Below are 22,221 nucleotides of genomic sequence, written 5' to 3'. Positions count from 1 at the left end.
CGCCGTTGCTGGGAGTCAGCCCGGACCCGGGTCGAAGGCGGCGTGTTCGGCCGCGCCGTAGACGATCCGGCCGCCCACCACGGTGAGCACCGAGGTGATCGCCGGGATGCGCGGCGCTGGCACGGTGAGGTAGTCCTCGGACAGCACCGCGAGGTCGGCGAACTTGCCGGGGGCGAGGCTGCCCTTGACCTGCTGTTCGCCGTTGAACCAGGCGCTGCCCACGGTCAGCCTGCGCAGGGCTTCCTCGCGAGAGAGCCGGGAGTCGGGGCCGAGCACGGTGTGGCCGCCGACGGTGCGGCCGGTGTGCAGCCAGTGCAGGGCCTGCCAGACGTTGTCGCTGGCCACCCTGGTGGCGTCGGTGCCGAGGCCGACCGGAATCCCGGCCCGCAGCATCCGGTTGACCGGCAACGCGTTCCGGGTGGCGGCGGGTCCGTAGCGCTGGGCGAACGCCTCGCCCTGGAAGGCCAGCCGGTGCTGGATGGCGATGCCGCCGCCGAGCGCGGCCACCCGGTCGATGTTGCGTGGCGAGATGGTCTCGGCGTGGTCCAGGACGAACCTGGTGCCGGGGGTGTGCACGCGTTCGATGACGTCCAGGAACCGGCTGATCGACTCGTCGTAGGTGGCGTGCAGCCGGAACGGCCAGCGTTGCCCGGCCAGGAACTCCAGGACCTTGGCCAGGTCGGATTCCATGGTCACCGGCAGGTCGGGGCGGGGCTGGAAGAAGGTCTCGTAGTCGCCGGCGGAGTAGACGAGCAGCTCGCCGGCGCCGATCATTCGCAGGAAGTCGTCGCCCGCGCCGGGGTGGGTGAGTGTGGCCATCCGCTGGTAGTCGGCGAGTTCGCCGCCGGGCTGCTGGGTGAAGACGTGGTAGCCGATCCGGACGGTGAGTTTGTGCTCGGCGTGCAGCCGGTCGATGACCGAATAGTCCTCGGGAAACCGTTGCCCGCCACCGCCGGCGTCGTTCGCGCTGGTCACGCCGCGGGCGTTGAGGTGACGCAGGTAGGCGCGGGTGGAGCGGTACTGGCTGTCCGGGTCGAGCTTGGACAGCTTGGCCAGGGTCGAGTAGAGCAGGGTGGCGTTGGGTTTGGCGATGAGCAGGCCGGTCGGGTTGCCCGCGGCGTCGCGTTGGATCTGCGAGCCGGGTGGTTCCGGGGTGTTCTTGTCGAAGCCGAGCACGCGCAGCGCGGTCTGGTTAAGCAGGGCGCGGTCGTAGAGGTGTAGCAGGAACACCGGGGTGTCCGGCACGGCGGCGTTGAGTTCGGCCAGGGTGGGCAGCCGTTGCTCGGCGAACTGGAACTGGCTGAACCCGCCGACCACCCGGATCCACTGGCCCGCCGGGGTGCGGGCCGCCTCGGCGCGCAGGACGCGCAGCGCGTCGGTGACCGAGCGGACCCCGGCCAGGGAGAGTTCGTTGGTGTAGCTCAGGCCCTGGCGGGTGAGGTGGGTGTGCGAGTCGTTGAGGCCGGGCACCACCCGGCGGCCGCGGAGGTCGAGCACCCGGGTGTGCGGGCCGAGGTGGGTGGTGGCGTCCTCGCCGACGGCCAGGATGCGGCCGTCGCGGATGGCCAGGGCGGTGGCGCGGGGGTGGTTCGGGTCGAGGGTGGTGATTTTTCCGTTGTGCAGCACCAGGTCGGCGGGGGCATCGGGAGTGGGGCGGGGCGCGGTGGCGGCTGAGCCGAGCGCGGTCGCGCCGGGCTGGGCGTTGGCGGGGGCGGAGCCGAGGGTGGCTGCCGCGGCCGCACCGAGTCCGGCGGTGAGGGCTTGGCGGCGGGTGAATTCGTGTTCGGACACAGGGGTTTCCTCGGCTCAGGAGAGGGGCAGGGTGGTGACGCCGAAGGGCAGGACCGGCGGGTTCGGGCCGGTCACGGCGGCGGGGCTGCCCTTGGAGTCGAACTGGGCGTTGACGACCAGGAGCCGGTTGCCGTGCCGGGCGACGCCGGTCGGGAAGCGGAAACTCGGGTCGCTGAGGTGGCCGGTCAGGGCGGCCGAGGCGAAGTCGGCGGCGAAGTGCAGCACGGCGACGTTGCGCGGCAGGTTCTGCGCGGCGTAGAGGGTGCGGCCGGTCAGGTGCAGGCCGTCCTGGGTTTCCAGCGCGCCCGGCGGCGTGGCGATCTTCACTACCTGCTTGGTGGCCAGGGTGATCCGGTAGAGGGCGTTCTCGTTGCGCTTGGAGACAATCAGGTAGCGACCGTCCGAAGTGGACACGATGCCGTTGACGTTGATCCCGGCCGCGCCCGCGCCGGTGGTGTAGGTCAGCGGGGTGCCGGTGAAGTCGAGGAACTTCTCCAGCCGGTAGCTGTCGCCGGTGCGCTGGATCCGGTACAGCCACGGGTTGATCGAGTCGGTGACGTAGTAGCCGCCGCCGGGGTGCACGGTGAGGTCGTTGAGGAAGGTGCTGGCCTCACCGTTGTGCAGGGTGATCACCAGGCGGGCGGTCCGGGTGTCGTAGACGTGCGCCTTGCCGCTCTGGCGGCCGAGCACGATCAGCCGGTCGCCGTCCAGGGCCAGGCCGTTGGCGATGGTCCGGCCGTCCGCGCCGGCCGGGGAGAACACGGTGACGTCGGGGCTGCCGACCTTGCCGCGGAAGAGGGTGCCGTCCTTGACCGAGCCGACGTAGTAGACGCCGGTGCGGTGGTCGACCGCGATGCTCTCCGGGAAGACCTCGTTGCCGGGCAGGGCGGTCAGGGTACTGCGCGGTGGCGCGGCCGAGGCCGTCGGCGTGAGCATCGACAGGGAACCGACAAGCAGGGCTGCGATGGTCCGGCGAAGCATCGAATCTCCTTGGGGGACAGGAAGTTCTGTGCCTCCGAGTCAATCGTCCCCGCACCCGCCGGGCCATCTCGATGCGTCGGTCAACCCATCAGAAAATCTATGGTGTCGCGGGTCACCCATCTACGCTGTTGCCATGTCCACCCGGGCCGAACTTGTGGCGCTGCGCTCCTTCCTCGCCGTCTACCGCACCGGCGGGGTGTCCAAGGCCGCGGACGCGCTGACGCTGTCCCAGCCCTCGGTCTCGCAGCACCTGCGCACGGTGGAGGCGGTGGCGGGACGGCCACTGTTCATGAAAGCCGGTCGGGGCATCGAGCCCACCGAGGCGGGGCACGCCCTGGCAGCGGAGATCGCCGACCACATCGACGCCCTGGAGCGCGCGGTGGACGCGTTGCGCCCAGCCGGCGACGGGCAGGCGGCGATGGTGTTCCTGGGCGCCCCGCATGACGCGCTGGCCGCGCTGGTGGTGCCCGCGCTGCCGCCGGTGCTGGCCAGTGGGCTGCTGGTGCGCTGCCGGACCGGGCTGGCCGCCGAGCTGGTGCCCGCGGTGCTGCGGGACGAGCTGGACATCGCGGTGCTCACCCAGGTCGGCGGCGCACCCACCCGCAAGCTGTACCTGGTGCACTTCGTGGACGAGGAGTTCGTGCTGGTGGGCCGGGCCGGGGAGCCGCCGTATGACCCGCGGCGGGACAGCAGGCCCTTCGCCGGGTACGCCGAGGAGATGCCGATGGCGCGCCGGTACTTCCGGGAGTGCTGGGGACAACGCCCGCCCACGCCGGTGCTGACCGTGCCGGATGTGCGCGCGGTGGCCGCGGCGGTGCGCGCCGGGGCCGGACTCGCGGTGCTGCCGCGGTACTTCGTCGAGGACGACCTGGCCGCCGGCGTGCTCACTGTGCTGCACCACCCGGCCAAGCCGGTGACCAACTCGATCCACCTGGCCACCCGGCGCGGCCGGGAGAACCTGCCCCGGATCCGCGCGGTGTTCACCGCCCTGTTGCGCTGAAGTTGTTGCCGCACAGGAGAACGGGCGCGGCCGGAGTACGCACGGCCGCGCCCGTTTGACTGGGTTGCTCAGTTGCGGTTGATGGTGAAGGTGGAGGTGGTGTTGCGGATGTCGGTGTGGTTGCCGGACAGCCGCAGGTTGGTGAAGGTGACCGAGCCGACCGCCGGACCCTGACCGGGTTCGGGCAGCTCGTTGGCCCACAGGGCGAAGCCGGACTTGGCGTCGAAGGCGTCACCGCTCTTGCGCGCCCCGGAGATGGAGACGTTGGTGAACACCGTGTCGGTGATCGGGTTCTCCGGGGAGCTGCCGGTGTACTTGGTCTGGAACATGATCCCGCTGTAGGTCGGGTCGATGATGTCCACATCGGACACCCGGATGTTGCGGAAGACCTTGGAGGCGGAGAACACCCAGATGCCGGGGAAGGTTTGGCCGTTCCAGAAGTGGCCGCCCGCCCGGACGATGGAGATGTTCTCGAACTTCGTCGGTCCCGGCCCGAACCCGTTCATCGGATAGCCGAAGTCCAGCGAGGAGATGGTGATCCCGGAGTAAACGAGGGTGTCGGCCACGTAGATGTTGCGGAAGACGTTGTCGTAGCCGCCGTAGACCGCGATGCCGGCCGCCCGCCAGGTCAGCGTGGAGGTCAGGTTCTCGTAGACGTTGTTCTTGATGTCCGCGCCACCGGCGTCGATCGCGGAGAACAACGCGAAGCTGTCGTCGCCGCTGGCCCGGGAATCGTTGTTGACCACGTGGTTGTCGGTGCTGCCGTTGGTCATGTTGATCGCGTCGGCGAACATGTTCCGGATCCGGGAGTTCTTGATGGTGATCCGGTCGGTGTTGGCGCCCCAGTACAGGCACACCATGTGCTCGTTCCAGATGTTGTCGATGACGATGTCGGCGACATTGCTGAAGTCGAACACCTTGCCGGGACCGTCGATCCGCGAGGTGTAGTTGCCGAGGTAGGCGAAGTTGGCGAAGGAGGAGCCGCCCGCGGTGCCCTCGGCGCGGAAGCCGATATCGGTGTTGTCCTGAGTGGAGGGTGCGTGGAACCTGGTGAACCAGGGTCCGGCGCCGGTGACCTTGACCGCCTTGCCGTAGACCTGGAACTTGCTGCTGGTCTGGTAGTCACCGGCGGGCAGGTACACCCCGACGAGATTCCCTGTGGTGTCCATCCGGACCTTGTCCAGCGCGTTCTGCACGTCCTGGTGGCCAAACCCGGTGGGCACGGTGTACTTGGCCGGGTCCGGGTTGGCGATCGGCGCGACCTGCTCGGTGTTGATGAAGTCGATCGCGTAGTTGGTGCTGTTGCCGCTGTCCTTCTGCAGCCTGATCTTGCTGCCGGCCGGGATGGTGCCGCTGAGCTTGAGGTGCGCCTCGTCGTAGATGTGCCGGGGCGCGCCCGCGCCCGGCGAGTTGCCGGGGCTGGCCTCCGCGCCGTAGAGCCAGGAGTACTTGGAGGTCAGGTTCAGCGGCTGGTGTGGCTGGCCGTTGACGTAGACGTTGAGCGTGGCGTCGATACCGCCACCACCGGCGGAGTCCGGGATGGAGAAGCGAGTCACCAGGGTGTTGGTGGCGGCCCTGGTGGTGAACTCGACGAAGCTGCCGGTGCTGTTGAGGGTGACCGCGCGGCGGCCGGATGCCTCGCCGGCGAGGTCGCCGATGGTGCGGTTCGGGCCGACCACGGACGCGCCGCCGCCGGTGACCGCGTCCTCGGCCTCATACATGTCATACGGCATGTTCGCGCCGCGGCCGACGAACAGGGCCTGGGTGCTGGTGTTGTTGGCGCGCTTGACCGGCAGCTCGTTCGCGTCATCGGCGAGCACGACCCGGACCGAGTGCCGTCCGGCCGCGGACGGCCAGCTGCCCAGGTTCACCGGGGCGGTGGTGCTGTCCGGGGTGATGACGCCGTTGTGCGTGCCGGTGAGCGTGCGCACCACGGTCCCGTTGGCGTCCAGCACGTTCAGCGTGATGCCGTGCGCGCCCGCGGCCGAGGCGATGCTGCCCTGGTTGCGGATGGACACCGCGAAGTTCACCGCGGCGCCGGGGGACGGGTTGTTCGGGGTCCAGCTCACCGCGGCGGCGACCAGGTCCGAGCTGGACACCGGGTTCACTACTAGGTGGCTGGCGTTGGTGTGGCTGTTGTCGGTCTCGTTCTGTTCGAGGACCTTGTTGTCCTCGTCGACCTTGGCGGTCACCGGGTAGCTGCCCGCGTCGCGCGGACCGAGGTCGGCGGTGACGGTGCTGCTCGCCCCCGCGGCCAGTGCGCCCACGGCGGCGGTGCCGACCTTGGTGTCGCCCAGGTAGAAGCCGACGCTGGTGGCGCCCGCGGCGGCGCTGCCCGCGTTGCGCACGGTGGCGCTCAGGCGCACCGGATCGGTTTCCACCGGGGTGGCCGGGGTCCAGGAGCTGCCGGTGACGGTCAGGTTCGGGTTCGGCGCGGGCACGCCGAGCACCTGGAATTCGGCCACCTGACCGGCGGGCGCGCCGGTGTTGCCGGTGAAGCGGAGCTGGATGTCCGCGGCCCGGCCGCGGGCCCCGATGGTCACCGTGTTGCCGGCTGCGGGGTCGAAGACGTGCTGAGCGGAGGCGGCGAGCGAGGTGAACGCACCGCCACTTTGGTCCCGGCCAAGGACTTCCAGGGTCTGGGTGCGGCGGCCCCAGGCGGTGCTGGGGTCGAGCTTGAGCACCACCGAGCTGAGGTCGGCGTTGGCGCCCAACGACACGGTGAGTGTGTTCGGGTAGCCGGCGCCGCCCTCCCAGTAGGTGCGCACGTCGTTGTCGTTGGCGTTGCCCGCGACGAAGGTGTGCACGTGCGAGGAGGCGGTGATCGGCTTGCCCTGGGCCAGGTTGGTGCCCGCGTCCGAGCCGGTGCGGGTGACCGTGTTGCTGTTGGGTGAGGCGTTGCCGGCGGCGTCGCGCGCCCGCACGTGGTAGGTGACGGTCGCGTTCACCGGCTGGGTGTCGGTGTAGGTCAGCACGTTCCCGGCCACGCTGCTGCGCAGGGTGTTGTTGGCGTAGATGTCGTAGCCGGTGACGCCCACGTTGTCGGTGGCCGCGGTCCAGGTCAGCCGGATCTGGTCCACGCCGGGCTGGGTGTGCGCGAGCCCGCCGGGCGCGGTGGGGGCCTGGGTGTCGCCGGTGGTGGGGCCGTAGATCTCGAACTCGGCCAGCTGCGCGGCGGGCCAGGCGGTGTTCGCGGTGATCTCCAGCCGCAGGTACCGGGTGGTGGTGGCGTTGAAGGTGATGGTCACCGTGTTCTGTGCCTGCGGGCTGAAGGTGTGCGCCCGGCCGGCGAGCAGTTCGGTGAAGGTGTCGCCGTTCTCGCTGCCGCGCACGGTGAGGGTCTGCGCGCGGGTCTCCCAGTTCGCCGGGAGCTTGAGCACCAGCCGGTTGACGCTGATCGAGGCGCCCAGATCGGCCTGGATCCATTGTGGGAAGGCGTTGTTGACGCTTTCCCAGTAGCTGCCCGGATTACCGTCGCCCGCGTTGGCCGCGGTGTAGTTCTGGTTCTGGCTGCTCGCGGTGAAGGTGGCCGCCGCTGCGATGTCCACTGTGGACGGTGTGGCCCGGCGGACCTCGACCTCGGCCAGCTGCGCGGCCCGGTCGCCGGAGTTCGCGCTGACCTCCAGGCGCAGGTAGCGGGTGGTGGTCGCGGGCAGGTCGATGCTCACCGTGTTGCCGGCGGCCGGGTCGAAGGTGTGCGCCCGGGAGGTGAGCAGGGTGTCGAAGCCGACCCCGTCCCTGCTGCCCTGCACGGCCAGTCGCTGGGTGCGTTTCGCCCAGCCCGCGGGCAGTTTCAGCTTGACCTGGTCGATCACCGACGCACCGCCGAGGTCCACCTGGGCCCACTGCGGGAGCGCGGCGCCCGCGCTCTGCCAGTAGGTGCCCTGGTCGCCGTCGGTGAGGGCGCGGGCGGTGTGCGCGGCCTCGGCGCTGCTGGCCGCCACCGGCTGCCGGACCGCGAGATCCGTTGCGGGGGCGGCGGTGGCCACTACGGGACCACCCAGGATGACCAGGCACAACGTGGCTAGGAAGGCGACGGGTCGGGACAGGGAGCGCTGCACTCTCATTGCGGTCCTCTTGTTTCTCATCCCCACGGCAGGGCAGCCAGGGAGGAGGTCATGCGCGGCGTTGCGCAGGAATTCACGGGACTCTGTACGGAATTACCGGTGCAATGTCAGATTTTTGCGCGGCGGGAGGCAAGAGTTACAGACGGGCTACGGCCGCGTCAACGGCTCGGCGGGGCTTGGTTCTGGAACGTGACAGCAAACCGCCGAATGGAGCAGCGGGGGTGCCCGCGGTGTGCGCGAACGGCCGCCCCGCCGCTGGTGTACAACCGTGATCAAGCTGGCCAGACTGCGGCCAAGCCGGGTCCGACCACACCGAGGAGTTGCCATGACCGCCGGGGCGCCCGAGACGGACCTGACCGGGTGGCGGCGCGCGCCGTTCACCGCGGCCGGTTCCACCTATGACTGCTTCGAGAAGGGCAGCGGCCCCGGTGTGGTGGTGCTGCCGGAGATCCCCGGCATGACGCCCTCGGTGCTGGGCTTCGCCGATCACCTGGTGGACAACGGGTTCACCGTGCTGATCGTGTCCGCCTTCGGCACGCCGGGCGCGCCGGAGAGCACCCGCACCGGGCTGCCGGTGGCGGCCAAGGCGTGTGTGTCCGCGGAGTTCCGGGCCTTCGCCACCAACGCGAAACGGCCGTTCAGCGACTACCTGCGCGCGGTCGCGCGGGACCTGAACGAGCGCACCCCAGGACCCGGCGTCGGCGTGATCGGCATGTGCTTCACCGGCGGTTTCGCGCTGGCCGCGGCGGTGGATGAGGTGGTGCTGGCCCCGGTGGGCAGTCAGCCGTCACTGCCGCTGCCGCTGGGGGCCCGGCGCAAGGCGGATCCGGGCATGTCGGAGGCGGAACTGTCCCGGATCGCGGCGCGCACGGTGGAGTCCGGGCTGTGCCTGATGGGGTTGCGGTTCAGCGCGGACCGGCTGGTCCCGGGCGAGCGGTTCCGGACGTTGACCGACCGGCTGGGCGAGGCGTTCCGGGTGGTGGAACTGGACTCGCGGCCGGGCAACGCGGACGGGTTCAAGTCGAACGCGCATTCGGTGCTGACCAGGGAAGTGCGGGAAGGCAACGCCGCGATGGCGGCCAGAGACCAGGTGGTGGCGTTCCTGCACGAGCGACTGGGCTGACCCCGGGCCGTCCCCGCGCGGCGGTGGTCAGTCCTGCTCCGCCGGGCTGATCACCCCGAGCAGGCTCGCGGCGCTGTCCCGGTTGTCCGCCCCGGCCGTCAGGTCCAGCACGCGGCGGGCCTCGGACTCGGTCGTCTCCGGCGGCACCACCAGCAGCACAAGCCGTTGCCCGGACTGGCCGGTCACCGTGATGGTGCGCGGATCGGGCGAGCGATAGCCCTCCAGCCGCACCACCCGGCCGCCGACGGTGAGCCGCCGGGGCGCGGGCAGCCAGTGCTCCAGGTGGTAGGTGACCCGGCTGACCGGTCCGAGCCGTTCCCGCAGCGCGGACAGCAGTGCGGGCAGGGCCCGGCCGAGGTCCATGCTGTTGGGCCACCAGCCGCCGTCGAGGAAACCGGGACTCGCGTCCACCGGCTTCACCTGGACTCGTGGCTCGTGCTGGACGGCGCCGGCGGCGGGGGGCTGGAAGTCCTGGCGTTGCGTGGATCCCGACGTCATGTCGGTCATCCCATCTCCGGCAGCGCTCAGGCGCCGGGTTCGGCGTACGCCCGAGGTTTGCTCAGCGAGAGCGCTGAATTCGGCCTGCCTCCGGTACCCGCACTCTACGCCCCCGGCGGGCGAAGCCGGGGCGCTCGCTCGCGCCTTCGGGTCAGCAACTGGGCGGTGCGCCGGGTGGGATGGCCGGGAGTCCTCGCGGTGCGCCGGATTCCAGCAGGCGTTGCACCGCGTCGGTGTCCAGGTGGTCGGCGACCAGGTCGCCCAGCAGGTCCAGCTGGGCGGCGCGGGCGGCGGCGAAATCGGTGTCCGGGGCCGGGGTGAAGCCGGTGCGGCCTGCCCTGGTCGCGGCCCAGGTCAGGAAGTCGCGGCGGAACCCGTCGTTCTCGAACAGGCCGTGCCAGTGCGTGCCCGCGATCGGTCCGTGCAGCGCGCCCTCCCCCGTGCCGTCGGGCAGGGTGATCAGCGGGGCGAGGTGCTCGGCGCGGCGGGCCGGGCGGCCGTGGTGGATCTCGTAGCCGCGCACCGGGTGCCCGAGCGCGGCGCCGGCCGGGTTGGCCAGGGTTTTGTCCGGGTGGAACTCGATGTCCAGGTCGAGCAGGCCGAGGCCGTCGACGGTGCCCGCCCTGGACTCGACCGGATCGTGCAAGGTGGCGGCCAGCATCTGGTAGCCGCCGCAGATGCCGGTGACCGGCAGGCCGGCGGCCGCGTGCCGGGTGATGGCCGCGGCCAGGCCGGTGCGGCGCAGCCAGTCCAGGTCGGCGACGGTGGACTTGGAGCCGGGCAGGACGACCAGGTCGGCGTCGGCCAGGCGGGAGGGCTCGGTGACGAAGCGGACCGAGACACCGGGTTCACCGGCCAGCGCCTCGACGTCGGTGGCGTTGGAGATCCGGGGCAGGCGCGGCACGGCGACGCGCAGCCACTGCTCGCCGACCGGCGCGGCCGGACGGCCGACCACCCCGTCGGCGGCGTAGGAGAGCGAGTCCTCGGCGTCCAGCCACAGCTCCTCCCGCCAGGGCAGCACACCGTGCACCGGGCGGCCGGTGAGCGCGGTGAGCTGGCGCAGACCCGGGTCCAGCAGGGCGGGGTCGCCGCGGAACTTGTTGATGACGAAGCCGCTGACCAGGGCCTGGTCCGCCGGGTCGAGCAGGGCCAGGGTGCCGAACAGGTGCGCGAAGACGCCGCCGCGGTCGATGTCGCCGACCACCAGCACCGGCAGGTTCGCCGCACGGGCCAGGCCCATGTTGGCGATGTCGTTGGCGCGCAGGTTGATCTCGGTCGGCGACCCGGCGCCCTCGCAGATCACCGCCTCGTACTCGGCGCGCAGGCCGTCCAGGGTGGCCAGCACGGTGGCGGCCAGGTGTGTCTTGCGCTCGCGGTAGGACAGCGCGGTGACCTCGCCGATCACCTTGCCCAGCAACACCACCTGCGAACTGCGGTCGCTGCCCGGTTTGAGCAGCACCGGGTTGAACCGCACCGAGGGCGCCAGCCCGGCCGCGGCGGCCTGCACCGCCTGGGCCCGGCCGATCTCGCCGCCGTCGGCGGTGACCACCGAGTTGTTGGACATGTTCTGCGCCTTGAACGGCGCCACCCGCACCCCGCGCCGGGCCAGCCAGCGGCACAGCCCGGCGACGAGCACGCTCTTGCCCGCGTCGGAGGTGGTGCCCGCGATCAGCAGGCCACCGCCGGTCAAGGCAGGGTCAGGATCTCGACACCGTCGGTGGTGACCAGCACGGTGTGCTCGAACTGCGCGGTGAACTTCTTGTCCTTGGTGGTCACCGTCCAGCCGTCGGCCCACATGTCGTAGTCGATGGTGCCCAGGGTGATCATCGGCTCGATGGTGAAGGTCATGCCCGGCTCCAGCACGGTGTCCATGCTGGGCTCGTCGTAGTGCAGCACGACCAGGCCGCTGTGGAAGGAGCGGCCGATGCCGTGCCCGGTGAAGTCGCGCACCACGCCGTAGCCGAACCGGTTGGCGTAGGCCTCGATGACCCGGCCGATCACGTTGATCTGGCGGCCCGGCTTGACCGCCTTGATCGCCCGGTGGGTGGCCTCCCTGGTCCGCTCGACCAGCAACTGGGCCTCTTCGGCGACGTTGCCTGCCAGGAAGGTGCCGTTGGTGTCGCCGTGCACGCCGCCGATGAACGCGGTGACGTCGACGTTGACGATGTCCCCGTCCTCGATCACCGTGGTGTCCGGGATGCCGTGGCAGATGACCTCGTTGAGCGAGGTGCAGCAGGACTTCGGGTAGTTCCGGTAGCCCAGCGTGGACGGGTAGGCCCCGTTGTCGCAGAGGAACTCGTGCACCACCGCGTCGACCTCGTCGGTGGTCGCGCCCGGCACGCACACCTTGCCCGCCTCGGCCAGTGCCTGCGCCGCGAGCCGCCCGGCCACCCGCATGGCCTCGATGATCTCCGGCGGCTGCACCCACGGATCGGTGTTGCGCTGGGGCGCCGGCTTGTCCACGTACTCGGGACGATCGATGTGAGCGGGCACGGGACGCCGCGGCGAGAGCTGGCCGGGCTTCAGTGGGGCACGGACGGGCATGCCCTCCAGCCTACGACGCCGGGCTTCGCGCGCGGACCGGACCGGCCGGTCCGGGACCGGAGGTCGCCTCAGCCGAACCCCGGCCGATCGGCAATCTCCTCTCTCCGGATTCGGCCATCCGGGTAGAATTCAACCGATCTCCCTAGGACCGCCTTCCGTTAGCCACCAGACGTCGATCCCGCATCAGGCAGACATCTGAACGGTGACGCTCTTCAGATTGAACGATTCGATGCTAGCCTTCGGGCATCGAGATCAATTTCAGGAACCGCAATTTTGCGGAGAGGTCGGCGCCATGGGCGACGCACGCGCAATACTTGATCTCCCCTCTCAAGGCAGTGATTCGAAACTCAAAAAGATGATCATCGAAATCATGGTCAAGCCTGACCGGCAGGCAGACCTCGCCCGGCGAACCGACTTGTCGGCGGCTTCTGTTTCCGCGGCGATAAAGGAGTTGACCAACAAGGGCCTGGTGGAGACCGAAAAAGGGAGTGGAAGTTCAGGCAAGTCGCGTGGCGGAAAAGTCCAGCTGCGGCAGCTACGCGGTGTCGTGGTCGGGGTGGATCTGGGGTTCAACCACATCTCGGTGGTGGCCAGGCCGGTGACCAGTTCGTTCGACCAGGTGGTCCAGCGCAGGGAGACGCCCGGCATGAACCGGGGTCTGCGCCTGCTGCTGCCCGATGTGCTGAACCTCATCCAGGACGCGGTCGAGGAGACCGGCCAGAAGATGACGGACGTGGTGACCACCGGCTTGGCCGTACCTCGGATGGTCGATCCGCTGACCGGCACGTTCACCCCTCCCGTGCTCGCGCCGTGGCGGGCGGAGGACCGGCCAGCGCAGGAACTCAGCGCGAAGCTCGGGGTGCCCGTGGCCATGGACAACGACGCGAATCTCGGCGCGCTGGCCGAGCAGACATACGGCTCCGACGAGGCTATCGAGCATGTCGCCTACGTGAAGGCGTCCACCGGCGTCGGCGTGGGCATCATGATCGGCTCGATCCTCCTGCGCGGGCAGCGCGGCATGGCCGGCGAACTCGGACACCTGACCATCGAGCCCGATGGCGAGATGTGCCTGTGCGGCGGACGCGGTTGTCTGGACACCATCGTGGGCGCCGAATCGCTCGTGGCTAAGGCCAAGCAGGCTCAGCGGGGCAGCTCGCGGGACATCCCGTCCACCCTGAGCGCACTCGTGCACAACGCGCAGAACGGTGACGCCGTGTGCGGCCGCATCCTCAACGACGCCGGCCGGGTGCTCGGCTTCGCGCTGGCCCAGCTGTGCAACCTCATCAACCCGCGGCACATCATCCTCGGCGGCGAACTCGCGGAGGCGGGACACCTGGTGCTGGACACCTGCCGCCAGGAACTGACGCGGTACGCCCTCACGGGCACGGTGCACCAGGACGGTGATTTCGAGCTGCGCACCAGCGCGTTGAGCCCGTTCGCCGAGGCTCAGGGCGCGCTCATACTCGGACTCCAGTCCAGATCGTCAAAATGAACGTTCCGGTGGACCGGATTCGACCATGACCGTTCATACCGAAAAATCGGTCTCATCAATTGCATCGTAGATCTGCCGAAAAGCTCGCCACTCGATCGGGGCCACCCGCCGGCCGGACTTGCCAACAACCAGGCAAATCTGCTCACATGGTGCCGCCAGCGAATTCCAGCACGCTCCGATCGAAGGTATGATCATGAGATTCTTCCGGCAAGCTCGCGCGAGACAGGACACAACACCGGATCGGCCAACAGCGAACACTGCGACGAACGAAACCGAGCAACACAGCGAACTGCCACTGGTGATCGATCTCGGCCATGTCCGGCACATAACGCTGGGCAGTTCGTCCAGCGGAAACGCGGACGCAAACTCGCAATACTACTGGTAACAGATTCATGGCATCCATGTCCATGGGCGGCCACGCACCGTGCGTTCTGGGCTCTTTCCCCGCGGCACCGGGCAGCGTCACCGGGACAGCCCCGATCGGCGCGACACCGGTCTGGCCAGGTCTGTCCGCCGCGGTCACCTGGGGTAGCTGGCGCCCCCGTGAGTTCCTCGCACTCACCTGCCCCGAGGCGCGCTTGCTGCTCATCGGGCACTGCACCGCTGACGACGCCCGGCTACGCGCCGACCTGGACACAGCCGTGCGGAGGGATCGGTTGGAACTCCTCACCCGGTGGCCGGGCAGCTTCCTCGCGATCGTGCTCACCGCGGAGAAACTCGTCGCGTTCGTCGATCTCGCCGGCCAGTACCCGTTGTACTACCACCCAGGCGAGCGGCTGGTCTTCGGCACGAGCCCGTTGCCCACCGCGGTGGCTTCGGGCGTCAAACTCAAGGCCGATCCGCTCGTCACCAGCGCGGAGATCTTCTGCGGTGCGGTGCCGATGCTCACGCATGGCGCGACACCGGTTCATGGGCTGCACCGGCTGGAGGCGGGCGAAGCGCTCCAGGTGACGGCCGCCGGAGCGGTCTCGCGCTGGACCTATGCGGATCTCTCGCCGGATCGGCGGCTCGCACCGCGTGCGGGAGCGGTGGCGTTACGCGAGTCGCTGGAGATCGCCGTCTCGAGCCGGACCGCGATCGAACAGGTGAGCACCGACTTCAGTGGCGGACTGGACTCCACCTCGATCGCCTTTCTCGCGGCCCGGCACTTGTCGGCCCCGTTGACCGCTTTCGTCTACCACTATCCCGACGCGCCTGCTGACGACCTCTGCCACGCGGTGCGCAACGCGGGCCTGAACTCGACGATCCGCCTGGAAATCGTGCCGGGAACGAGCGCGAGCCTGCCGTACCGGAATCTCGGCGCGCCGCCCCCCACCGGACTGCCTGACTTCGCGGCGGCCACGCACGAACGAAACCACCTCCGCCTACGGGCGGTGGCGGCCACCGGCGGGAGGGTGCACCTCGGCGGGGAGGGGGCCGATGCGCTGGTGGTCGCGCCACCCTCCTATCTGGGCGATCTCGCCAGCGCGGGACGGCTGCGCCAGTTGCTCGCGGATTCGGGCGCGTGGGCCCGGCTGCGGAACGAATCCCCGGCTCGGGTGTTGTCCCGGGCGATCCGGTTGTCGAGGACGCCGATGCACCGAGCACTACGCGGGTACGCCCGCCGGCTGGGCCGCTCGGATGCCCACCACCCGAGCTGGGTGGACGCGATCTCCTGGTGGCCTCCGCCAGGTCTGGAGTCCTCATGGCTCACCACCGGCGCGCGCCGCGCGCTGGTGGAGTTCGTGCATGATCACGCGGACCACGCGGTGCAGGTCGTGCAGAACGGTGGAGTCGCCGACTTCACCGCGCGGCACGACCTGCGGCGGTCCGGGGCAGTCCAACAGCAGCTGAGCGAAATGGCCCGTCCGTACGAGGTGTGGCCCCAGGCGCCGTTCCTGGACAATGACGTCATCCGCGCCTGCACCGCGTTGCCCGCGTACCGGCGCGCGACCGGAACGGTGTTCAAGCCCTTGATCCGCGCAGCAATGCGCGACGTGGTGCCCTCGGCCGCGCTGGATCGCGGTTCCAAGGGCAACTACCTGGGCGAGGACTACCGGGGCGTACGAGCCGAGGCCGCCGGACTGCGAAAACGACTCGCCGAGTCCCCGCTCGCGGATATGGGATTGATCGAGCCGGGATCAATCGTCCAATCGATCGATCGGGCGGTTATGGGGATCGGCACGCCCTTTCCGGCGCTGAATCGACTGATCGCCTACGACCTCTGGCTCAGGAGCTTGATGTGACCCGATCCGGCGCAACGCATCTCTGCGTTCCCCGCCATATACGCATCACCAGCAGTGCCAGTGGCGCGACATTCGCACTCAACCTGAGGTCCGGGCATTGGTACGTGCTGAATCACTTGGCCACCACACTGTGGCAGGAAATACTGCGCACAGGTGACAGCGATCGAGCCGCCGATACCCTGGCGAACCAGCATCCGCGCCTCACTCCGGAGGAATTCCGGCGCAATGCCCGGCTCCTGTTCACCGACCTGACCGAACAGGGCCTCCTCTCACTCCGGAGCGGCGTGCCCACTGCGGAACACCTGCCCATGATCGCCCAGAGCAAGCCGCTCGGGTCCATGGCAGCCGCGGCGGCGAGGCCGTCCCGGTGGATGCTGTTCCTAGCGCATATCGGACTCCTCGCGGCGTTCTGCCTGTTGCGGCTCCCGTTCCACCTGACCTTCCGGATCGTCGGTGCCCTTACCAGCAGGTGGTGCGCACGCGCCACGTCCCAGTCAGAAGCCCTGGTGACGGTCGCGGCGGTGGAGGCGGCAGCTGACCGGTACCCCGGCCGGGCCGCCTGCCTGGAACGGTCGCTGGGCTGCGTCATCACGGCGGCACTGTCCCGGCAAGGACTGCGCTGGGTCATCGGGGTCGCCGAGGACCCATGCCGTTTCCACGCCTGGGTGGAAACTGACGGCATCGCGGTTACGCGCTCACCGGCGCCGCACATCGACACCTTCACCCGAGTTCTCTCGACCTGACAAAAAAATGCTGCGACCGAGCCCCCAAAGGAGCTGGCCGCAGCACCCGCGCACTGTTGTCCTATTTGACTAGGAACTCGACCGAGACTCCGAAGTCCCCGAACAGGACGTACAGGACGCACACCGCGGGCAACAGCCCTCGACGCACGGCCGGAACACATTTCCGCCAGGCTCGACCGGCGGAGAACTTCACTTGAATTTCCAGGTCTGCCGCATTTCGATTTTTCATTCCGGGACTCCTCGCTGACTGGTCGACGTGGTGCCACTGTGCGCTCCGCTCACAGACAACACAACCGGGGTCAACTCGCCCCAGCTACGCGGAAACACGTGATTTCACAGGTTCACGAAAGTAGCCGCACGTCAATTTCCGGCTCTACCCAATTTCAGACTGAAGGAAATTGACGCCACCTCAACCCGCGCCGCGATCAGCTCGAACCCCAGCATGCCAGTCCTCGCACACCAAGCCGTATTGATCGCGCCACCGGCGGCCTGCTCCCCGCCCACCGTGACCGTCGACACCTGCACCTCGGCAGGTGGACGCCACCGACACGTCAGGCATGGCCAGCGAGCCGCGGAACCGCTGTTTTGACGAAGGCACCAACCCGAATGCCCGCCTCGTCATCACACACAAGAAGCAGAAGCCATGAGAAGCGCCCGCAAGGGTCAATCGGATGGATATCCGTCAGAATCCCAAGTTCACCCAAGTGGCCCAACAGTCGAACGTTCGTCCGGCCGAAGGCGGAGTTGGCGTGGCTAGCGCACCGCGCCCAGGAATCGGGCCGCCGCGTCCACCGCCGGGCCGGACGCGCCCGCGTCCACCACCAGCACCGCGAAGGCCAGGTCACCGCGGAAGCCGATGAACCAGCCGTGCGAGTGGGTGCCGTCGCCGAACTGCGCGGTGCCGGTCTTGCCGTGCACCTCGCCGAGCCGGTTCAGCTTCTTCGCGGTGCCGCTGAGGACGACCTCGCGCATCATCGGCCGGAGCTGGTCGGCGATCGCGGGCGGCGGGGCGGGCAGGCCGCCGACCACCTTGGTCTCGGTGCCGCGCAGCAGGTTCGGGGTGGGCATGGCGCCGCGGGCCGCGGTGGCCGCGACCAGGGCCATGCCGAACGGGGTGGTGACCACCTTGCCCTGGCCGAAGCCGTCCTCGGCCCGCTCCACCACCGGCTCGGCCGGCGGGACCTTGCCGGTCAGGGTGCGCACCCCGGCCAGGTCGAAGTCCACGCCGACGCCGAACTGCTTGGCCGCGTTGGTCAGCGAGTCGGCCGGCAGTTTGCTGGCCAGTTCGGCGAAGGTGGTGTTGCAGGAGGCGGCGAATGCCTGGTGCAGCGGCACGTTGCCCAGGTCGAACTCGTCGTTGTTGGGGATCTTGCGGCCCTGCAGGGTCCAGGTGCCGGGGCAGGGCAGCACCGTGTCCGGGGTGGCCGCCCCCGCCTGCAACGCGGCCGCCGCGGTGACCACCTTGAAGGTGGAGCCCGGCGGGTAGTTGCCGGTCAGCGCCAGCGAGCCGCCCTTGTCCGCCTCGGCGTTCTGGGCCACCGCGAGCACATCGCCGGTGGAGGGCTGGAAGGCGACCAGCATGGCCTGGTTCTTGATCGGCTCCAGCGCGTCCTCGGCCGCGGCCTGCACGCCCCGGCTCAGCGTCAGGGTGACCGCCTTGGCCGGCTGGGCCTGCTGCTCCTGCAGGGCCTCGACCTCGGTGCCGCCCGCGTTGAGGGTGACCACCCGCCAGCCCGCGGTGCCCGCGACCTGGTCCTCCACCGTCTTGCGCACCCCGGGCAGCACCTGGGAGGCGAACTCCTTGCCCGCGGGGGGCAGCAGCCGCGACTGGCTGCTGAAGCGGACCCCTGGCAGGTCGTAGATGGCGCCCTTGACCTGCTGGTAGTCCGCGTCGCGCAGGCTGACCACGGTGTAGGCCTGGCCCTCCGGCACCTTGTTCGCGCCGTCGGTCACGCTCTGCTGGGTGATCGACTTGTCGAAGCGGGACACCGCGGCGGCCAGCGCGCCCGCGGCCTTGGGCAGGTCACCGGCGGCCTTGCGGTCCAGCAGCACCGCGACGACCTTCTCCGGGTTGAGCAGCGCGCCGCCGTCCCGGTCCAGGATCGGCGCCAGCTGCGGCTGCTGCTCGCGCAGCGCGAGGGTCTGCTGCGGTTGCAGCTTCGGGTGGATCACGTTGGGCGCCCAGTGCACCCGCCAGGTCTTCTCGGTGCGGCGCAGCTCCAGTTTGCCCTGGTAGGCCCAGGTGCGACCGGCGCCGAGATCCCATTTCACGTCGTAAGTGGCACTCGCCGTGGTGGAGTCGTCCGCGGCTACCAGCGTCTGCTGCACGGTGGTGCTGACCGCGGTCGGCTTCAGCGCGGCGCGCACCCGGTCCAGCAGTTCCTTGGCCGGTTTGGGCTCGTCCGTGCTGTTCGCGGCGGTGGTGGTGTCGCCACCGGCGAAGGCGGACAGGAAGGTCTTGGCCGAGTCCTCGGGTTTGGGTTCGGCGCCGAACAGGCCGCAACCGGCGACCGGGAGCACGAGGAGGAGCGAGGCGGTGACGCTGACGACCCGGTGAGCGGACACGGCGGCCAGTATGCCGCGCACCCGTGTCTGCCCAGGATGAAGCCCGCCCTCAGCGCCGCTGACCTGGGGTGACCAATCCGGTCTCGTAGGCGACCACCACGGCCTGGGCCCGGCTGGACAGGTTGAGCTTGGCCATCGCCCGGTTGAGGTGGGTCTTCACGGTGGCCTCGCTGACCGCGAGTTCCTCGGCGATGCCGCCGTTGGTCAGCCCGCGCCCGACCAGGCGCAGCACCTCGACCTCGCGGCTGGTCAGCGGGGACAGCTCGGGGATCGGCTCCCAGCTCTGGGCGCCGCGGTGGGCGTAGGACTCGACCAATTTGCGGGTGATGTTGGGCGAGAACAGCATGTCCCCGCCCGCGATGGTGTGGATGGCGGCGAGCAGGCGTTCCGGCGGGGTGTCCTTGAGCAGGAAGCCCGACGCCCCGGCGCGCAGCGCGGCGTAGACGTACTCGTCCAGGTCGAAGGTGGTCAGCACCAGCACCTTCGGCTTGGGCCCCGACTGCTCGGCCAGGATCCGCCCGGTGGCGGCGGCCCCGCTCATCCCTGGCATGCGCAGGTCCATCAGCACCACGTCGGGGGTGGCCGCGGCGGTCAGCTCGATCGCCTCCTGGCCGTTGGCCGCCTCGCCGACCACCTCCAGTCCGGGGGCGGCGGTGATCAGGGCGACGAAACCGGCGCGCACCAGCACCTGGTCGTCCACGACGAGGACGGTGGTCGTCACTGCGCACCTCATCCCAGTCGCCCCGGTGGCTACTCCAGCGGCGTGAGCGGCAGTCGCAGCTCCACCTCGAACCCGCCGTGCGCGCGCACGCCAGCGGAGAGGCTACCTTCGTAGAGCCGGGCCCGTTCCCGCATTCCGGCAAGGCCATGGCCCGGCGACCCCGACGCGACGGCCGCCGCACCGTCGCCGTCGTCGGCGATCCGCACGGTCAGCTCCCGCGGCCGGTACTCCAGGTGCACGGTGGCCGAGGCGGGCAGGGCGTGCTTGATGACGTTGGTCAGCGATTCCTGCACCACCCGGTAGGCGCACAGGTCCGGGCCGGGCGGCAGCGAGCGGCGCAGGCCGGTGACCACCAGTTCGGCCGACACCCCGGCGGCACGCACCCGCTCCAGCAGGGTCTCGATCTGGTCCAGGCCGGGCTGCGGGTCGAACTCCGGTTCCGGCGCGTCGTCGTCGGCGGGCAACCGCAGCACGGCCAGTACCCGGCGCATCTCGTCCAGGGCCTCCCGGCTGGTGTCGGCGATGGTGCCCAGCGCGGTGCTCGCGGTGGCCGGGTCGGTGTCGAAGACGTAGCGGGCCAGCCCGGCCTGCACCGAGATCACCGACATGTGGTGCGCGACCACGTCGTGCAGTTCGCGGGCGATGCGCACCCGTTCCTCGGTGACCGCGCGCTGGGCCTGCCGCTCCCGGTCGGCGTGCATCTCCACGGCCAGCTCGGCCAGCTGCCGGTTGCGCTGGGTCAGGCTGTGCCTGCTCGCGCCGAGCAACCAGGCCACGCTGGCGTGCAACATCCCCTGCAACAGGGTGACCCAGGAGTCCCTGGCCAGCGCGAGCACCACCACCATCAGCGGGATCACGGTCAGGATCACCGGCACGGACAACCGGGCCGGGCGGTGCACGGCCACCGTGTAGAGGGCCAGCCACACCCCGAACGGACTGATCACATCGGGGTACCCGCAGACCACGTAGACCGAGAAACCGGCGCTGGTCAGCAGCAGCACCGGGACCGGGGCGAGCCTGCGGAAGGCGTTGGGCATCACCGACAGCACGACCAGTCCGACGGTGACCTCGGTCAGCGGACCTACGCCGAACGGGGGGTCCCGATGGACCAACAGCAGGGCGACACCGGTGACGGCGGCGGCCACGATCGAGTCGGCGACCTGCGGCTGGAGCGCCAGGGCCCAGCGCAGTACCGATCTGATCATGCGCACGGACCAACGGTAGTGCGCGCCGGAGCGTGTCGCGCCGTACTTGCGCATGGCATCCGGCATACCGCAAAAGTTGCAGAACCGGGCCGGGCTACCACCCGAGTTGGTGGGAAAAGTCGGTTGGGAGTGCGACGACCACGCTCCGCACAGGGCATAGCTTGATTGCCGGTGTTCCTGCCGCCTGGGGGTTGGTGGGACCACCAGCTCGGGTAGTCGTCCCGGCCGGGTCGAGTACGGATGGGCCCCGACTCGGAGCCCGGCCGGGACGATTGCCTTCTTTTTTCAGCACAGTTGTGTCATTACAACTGTTCAGAACAGGATCGTGCTGAACTGCCCGACCTGGTTGAAGCCGATCCGCTGGTAGGCCGCGCGGGCCGGGGCGTTGTAGGCGTTGACGTAGAGGCTGGCGATCCGGCCGAGGCCGCGGACCAGCCGGTCGGCCACCGCGGCGGTGCCGGTGGTGCCCAGTCCCCTGCCCCGCTTGTCCGGGTGCACCCAGACACCCTGGATCTGGCCGACCCGCGCGGACATGGCGCCGATCTCGGCCTTGAACACGACCTCGCCGTCCTCGAACCGGGCGAACGCGCGCCCGCCCGCGACCAGTTCGGCGACCCTGGCCCGGTAGCTCACGCCACCGTCGTCGGCCCTGGGGTCGATGCCGACCTCTTCGATGAACATGGCCACCGCGGCGGGCAGGTAGCGGTCCAGCTCATCCGGCCGGACCGGGCGCACCAGCGGGTCGGGCGCGATCACCGGGGCGCCTGCCATGGCCATCAGCGGCTGGTCCTCGCGCACCTCGCGGGCCGGGCCCCACTCCGGGTTCAGCTCTTCCCACAGCGGCATGACCTGCTCGGCCGGTCCGACCAGTGAGGAGCAGCCGCGGCGACGGCGCAGCGCGCGGTCGGCGAATGCCTTGATCGCGGGTAAGTCACCGGCCAGCGGCACCAGGTTGGCGCCGGAGAAGCAGAGACCGTCCAGCCTGCCGCCGAAGCCCCAGAGTTCACCGCCCAGCCGCCAGGGATCACAACCGGCGATCTCCACCCGGGAGGCGACCATGCACGCTGCCACGGGGTCGGCGTCGAGGGCAGCCCGTACCGCTCGCAGATCGCGTTCCTCGAGCAGCCGAGCCCCGGCAAGCTTCAGCACCCCGCAAGTCTGCCAAACACAACCGGCGGAGGGCACACCATCACCCAATGGTCGTCATCCCCCGGTTCACAGAAAGTTCACCGGGGGATGACGGACTCGCCGATTGGCGGTTGACCT

At 69.8% G+C, this 22,221-nt stretch carries 15 protein-coding genes; 5 read left to right on the top strand and 10 right to left on the bottom strand.

Translation table 11 applies throughout. The features are described from left to right. Window positions 1-15: 15 nt before the first annotated feature. Together MZC64_RS32220 and MZC64_RS32215 are read right to left on the bottom strand one after the other, a co-directional pair. A complete protein-coding gene (locus MZC64_RS32220; protein WP_308301090.1) occupies window positions 16-1,791 on the bottom strand; it encodes an amidohydrolase in 1,776 nt (591 codons plus the stop codon). A 15-nt stretch (window positions 1,792-1,806) separates the two neighbouring features. Next, window positions 1,807-2,772: an SMP-30/gluconolactonase/LRE family protein gene (locus tag MZC64_RS32215; protein ID WP_247760485.1), complete on the bottom strand. Its 966-nt coding sequence runs from the start codon at window positions 2,770-2,772 to the stop codon at window positions 1,807-1,809. A 133-nt stretch (window positions 2,773-2,905) separates the two neighbouring features. Here MZC64_RS32215 and MZC64_RS32210 point away from each other — a divergent pair, with 133 nt between their 5' ends. Beyond that, on the top strand, window positions 2,906-3,772 hold the full coding sequence (locus MZC64_RS32210; RefSeq protein ID WP_247760486.1) for a LysR family transcriptional regulator: 867 nt from the start codon (window positions 2,906-2,908) through the stop codon (window positions 3,770-3,772). A gap of 68 nt (window positions 3,773-3,840) precedes the next feature. On the opposite strand, the gene MZC64_RS32205 is transcribed toward MZC64_RS32210, so the two are convergent. Beyond that, complete coding sequence (locus MZC64_RS32205) at window positions 3,841-7,839, bottom strand: discoidin domain-containing protein (RefSeq protein ID WP_247760487.1); 3,999 nt, start codon at window positions 7,837-7,839, stop codon at window positions 3,841-3,843. 325 nt (window positions 7,840-8,164) lie between these two features. On the opposite strand from MZC64_RS32205, the gene MZC64_RS32200 reads away from it, so the two are divergent. Continuing rightward, the gene (locus MZC64_RS32200; protein ID WP_247760488.1) at window positions 8,165-8,962 is read left to right on the top strand and encodes a dienelactone hydrolase family protein; all 798 of its coding nucleotides are present in this window, start codon (window positions 8,165-8,167) and stop codon (window positions 8,960-8,962) included. Between the two features lie 27 nt (window positions 8,963-8,989). Here the strand turns inward: MZC64_RS32200 and MZC64_RS32195 are convergent, their stop codons facing one another. The 3 genes from MZC64_RS32195 to map form a co-directional block, all read right to left on the bottom strand. Then, window positions 8,990-9,469: a DUF5994 family protein gene (locus tag MZC64_RS32195; RefSeq protein ID WP_247760489.1), complete on the bottom strand. Its 480-nt coding sequence runs from the start codon at window positions 9,467-9,469 to the stop codon at window positions 8,990-8,992. A gap of 142 nt (window positions 9,470-9,611) precedes the next feature. Next, the gene (locus MZC64_RS32190; RefSeq protein ID WP_247760490.1) at window positions 9,612-11,150 is read right to left on the bottom strand and encodes a cobyric acid synthase; all 1,539 of its coding nucleotides are present in this window, start codon (window positions 11,148-11,150) and stop codon (window positions 9,612-9,614) included. Next, window positions 11,147-12,004: a type I methionyl aminopeptidase gene (map, locus tag MZC64_RS32185; RefSeq protein ID WP_247760491.1), complete on the bottom strand. Its 858-nt coding sequence runs from the start codon at window positions 12,002-12,004 to the stop codon at window positions 11,147-11,149. The genes MZC64_RS32190 and map overlap by 4 nt, the downstream gene beginning before the upstream one ends. A gap of 292 nt (window positions 12,005-12,296) precedes the next feature. On the opposite strand from map, the gene MZC64_RS32180 reads away from it, so the two are divergent. From MZC64_RS32180 to MZC64_RS32170, 3 genes are all read left to right on the top strand, one after another. Then, window positions 12,297-13,496, top strand: coding sequence for an ROK family transcriptional regulator (locus tag MZC64_RS32180; protein ID WP_247760492.1), 1,200 nt, complete (start codon window positions 12,297-12,299; stop codon window positions 13,494-13,496). A gap of 392 nt (window positions 13,497-13,888) precedes the next feature. After that, window positions 13,889-15,721: an asparagine synthase-related protein gene (locus tag MZC64_RS32175; protein WP_247760493.1), complete on the top strand. Its 1,833-nt coding sequence runs from the start codon at window positions 13,889-13,891 to the stop codon at window positions 15,719-15,721. Then, window positions 15,718-16,464, top strand: a complete 747-nt coding sequence (locus MZC64_RS32170; protein ID WP_247760494.1) for a lasso peptide biosynthesis B2 protein — start codon at window positions 15,718-15,720, stop codon at window positions 16,462-16,464. The genes MZC64_RS32175 and MZC64_RS32170 overlap by 4 nt, the downstream gene beginning before the upstream one ends. A 753-nt stretch (window positions 16,465-17,217) precedes the next feature. Here the strand turns inward: MZC64_RS32170 and MZC64_RS32165 are convergent. From MZC64_RS32165 to MZC64_RS32150, 4 genes are all read right to left on the bottom strand, one after another. Further along, window positions 17,218-19,029, bottom strand: a complete 1,812-nt coding sequence (locus MZC64_RS32165; RefSeq protein ID WP_247760495.1) for a penicillin-binding transpeptidase domain-containing protein — start codon at window positions 19,027-19,029, stop codon at window positions 17,218-17,220. A 49-nt stretch (window positions 19,030-19,078) separates the two neighbouring features. Further along, entirely contained in the window at window positions 19,079-19,762 is a 684-nt protein-coding gene (locus MZC64_RS32160; protein ID WP_374205810.1) for a response regulator, read from the bottom strand. A gap of 17 nt (window positions 19,763-19,779) precedes the next feature. After that, window positions 19,780-20,955, bottom strand: coding sequence for a sensor histidine kinase (locus MZC64_RS32155; RefSeq protein WP_247760891.1), 1,176 nt, complete (start codon window positions 20,953-20,955; stop codon window positions 19,780-19,782). A gap of 312 nt (window positions 20,956-21,267) precedes the next feature. Continuing rightward, a complete protein-coding gene (locus MZC64_RS32150; protein WP_247760497.1) occupies window positions 21,268-22,104 on the bottom strand; it encodes a GNAT family N-acetyltransferase in 837 nt (278 codons plus the stop codon). Window positions 22,105-22,221: the final 117 nt, after the last annotated feature.

The organism is Crossiella sp. S99.2 (assembly GCF_023094165.1).
GTDB lineage: Bacteria > Actinomycetota > Actinomycetes > Mycobacteriales > Pseudonocardiaceae > Crossiella.
The sequence above is the reverse complement of the archived record's forward strand: the minus strand, read 5'-3'. Positions and strand labels throughout refer to the sequence as shown.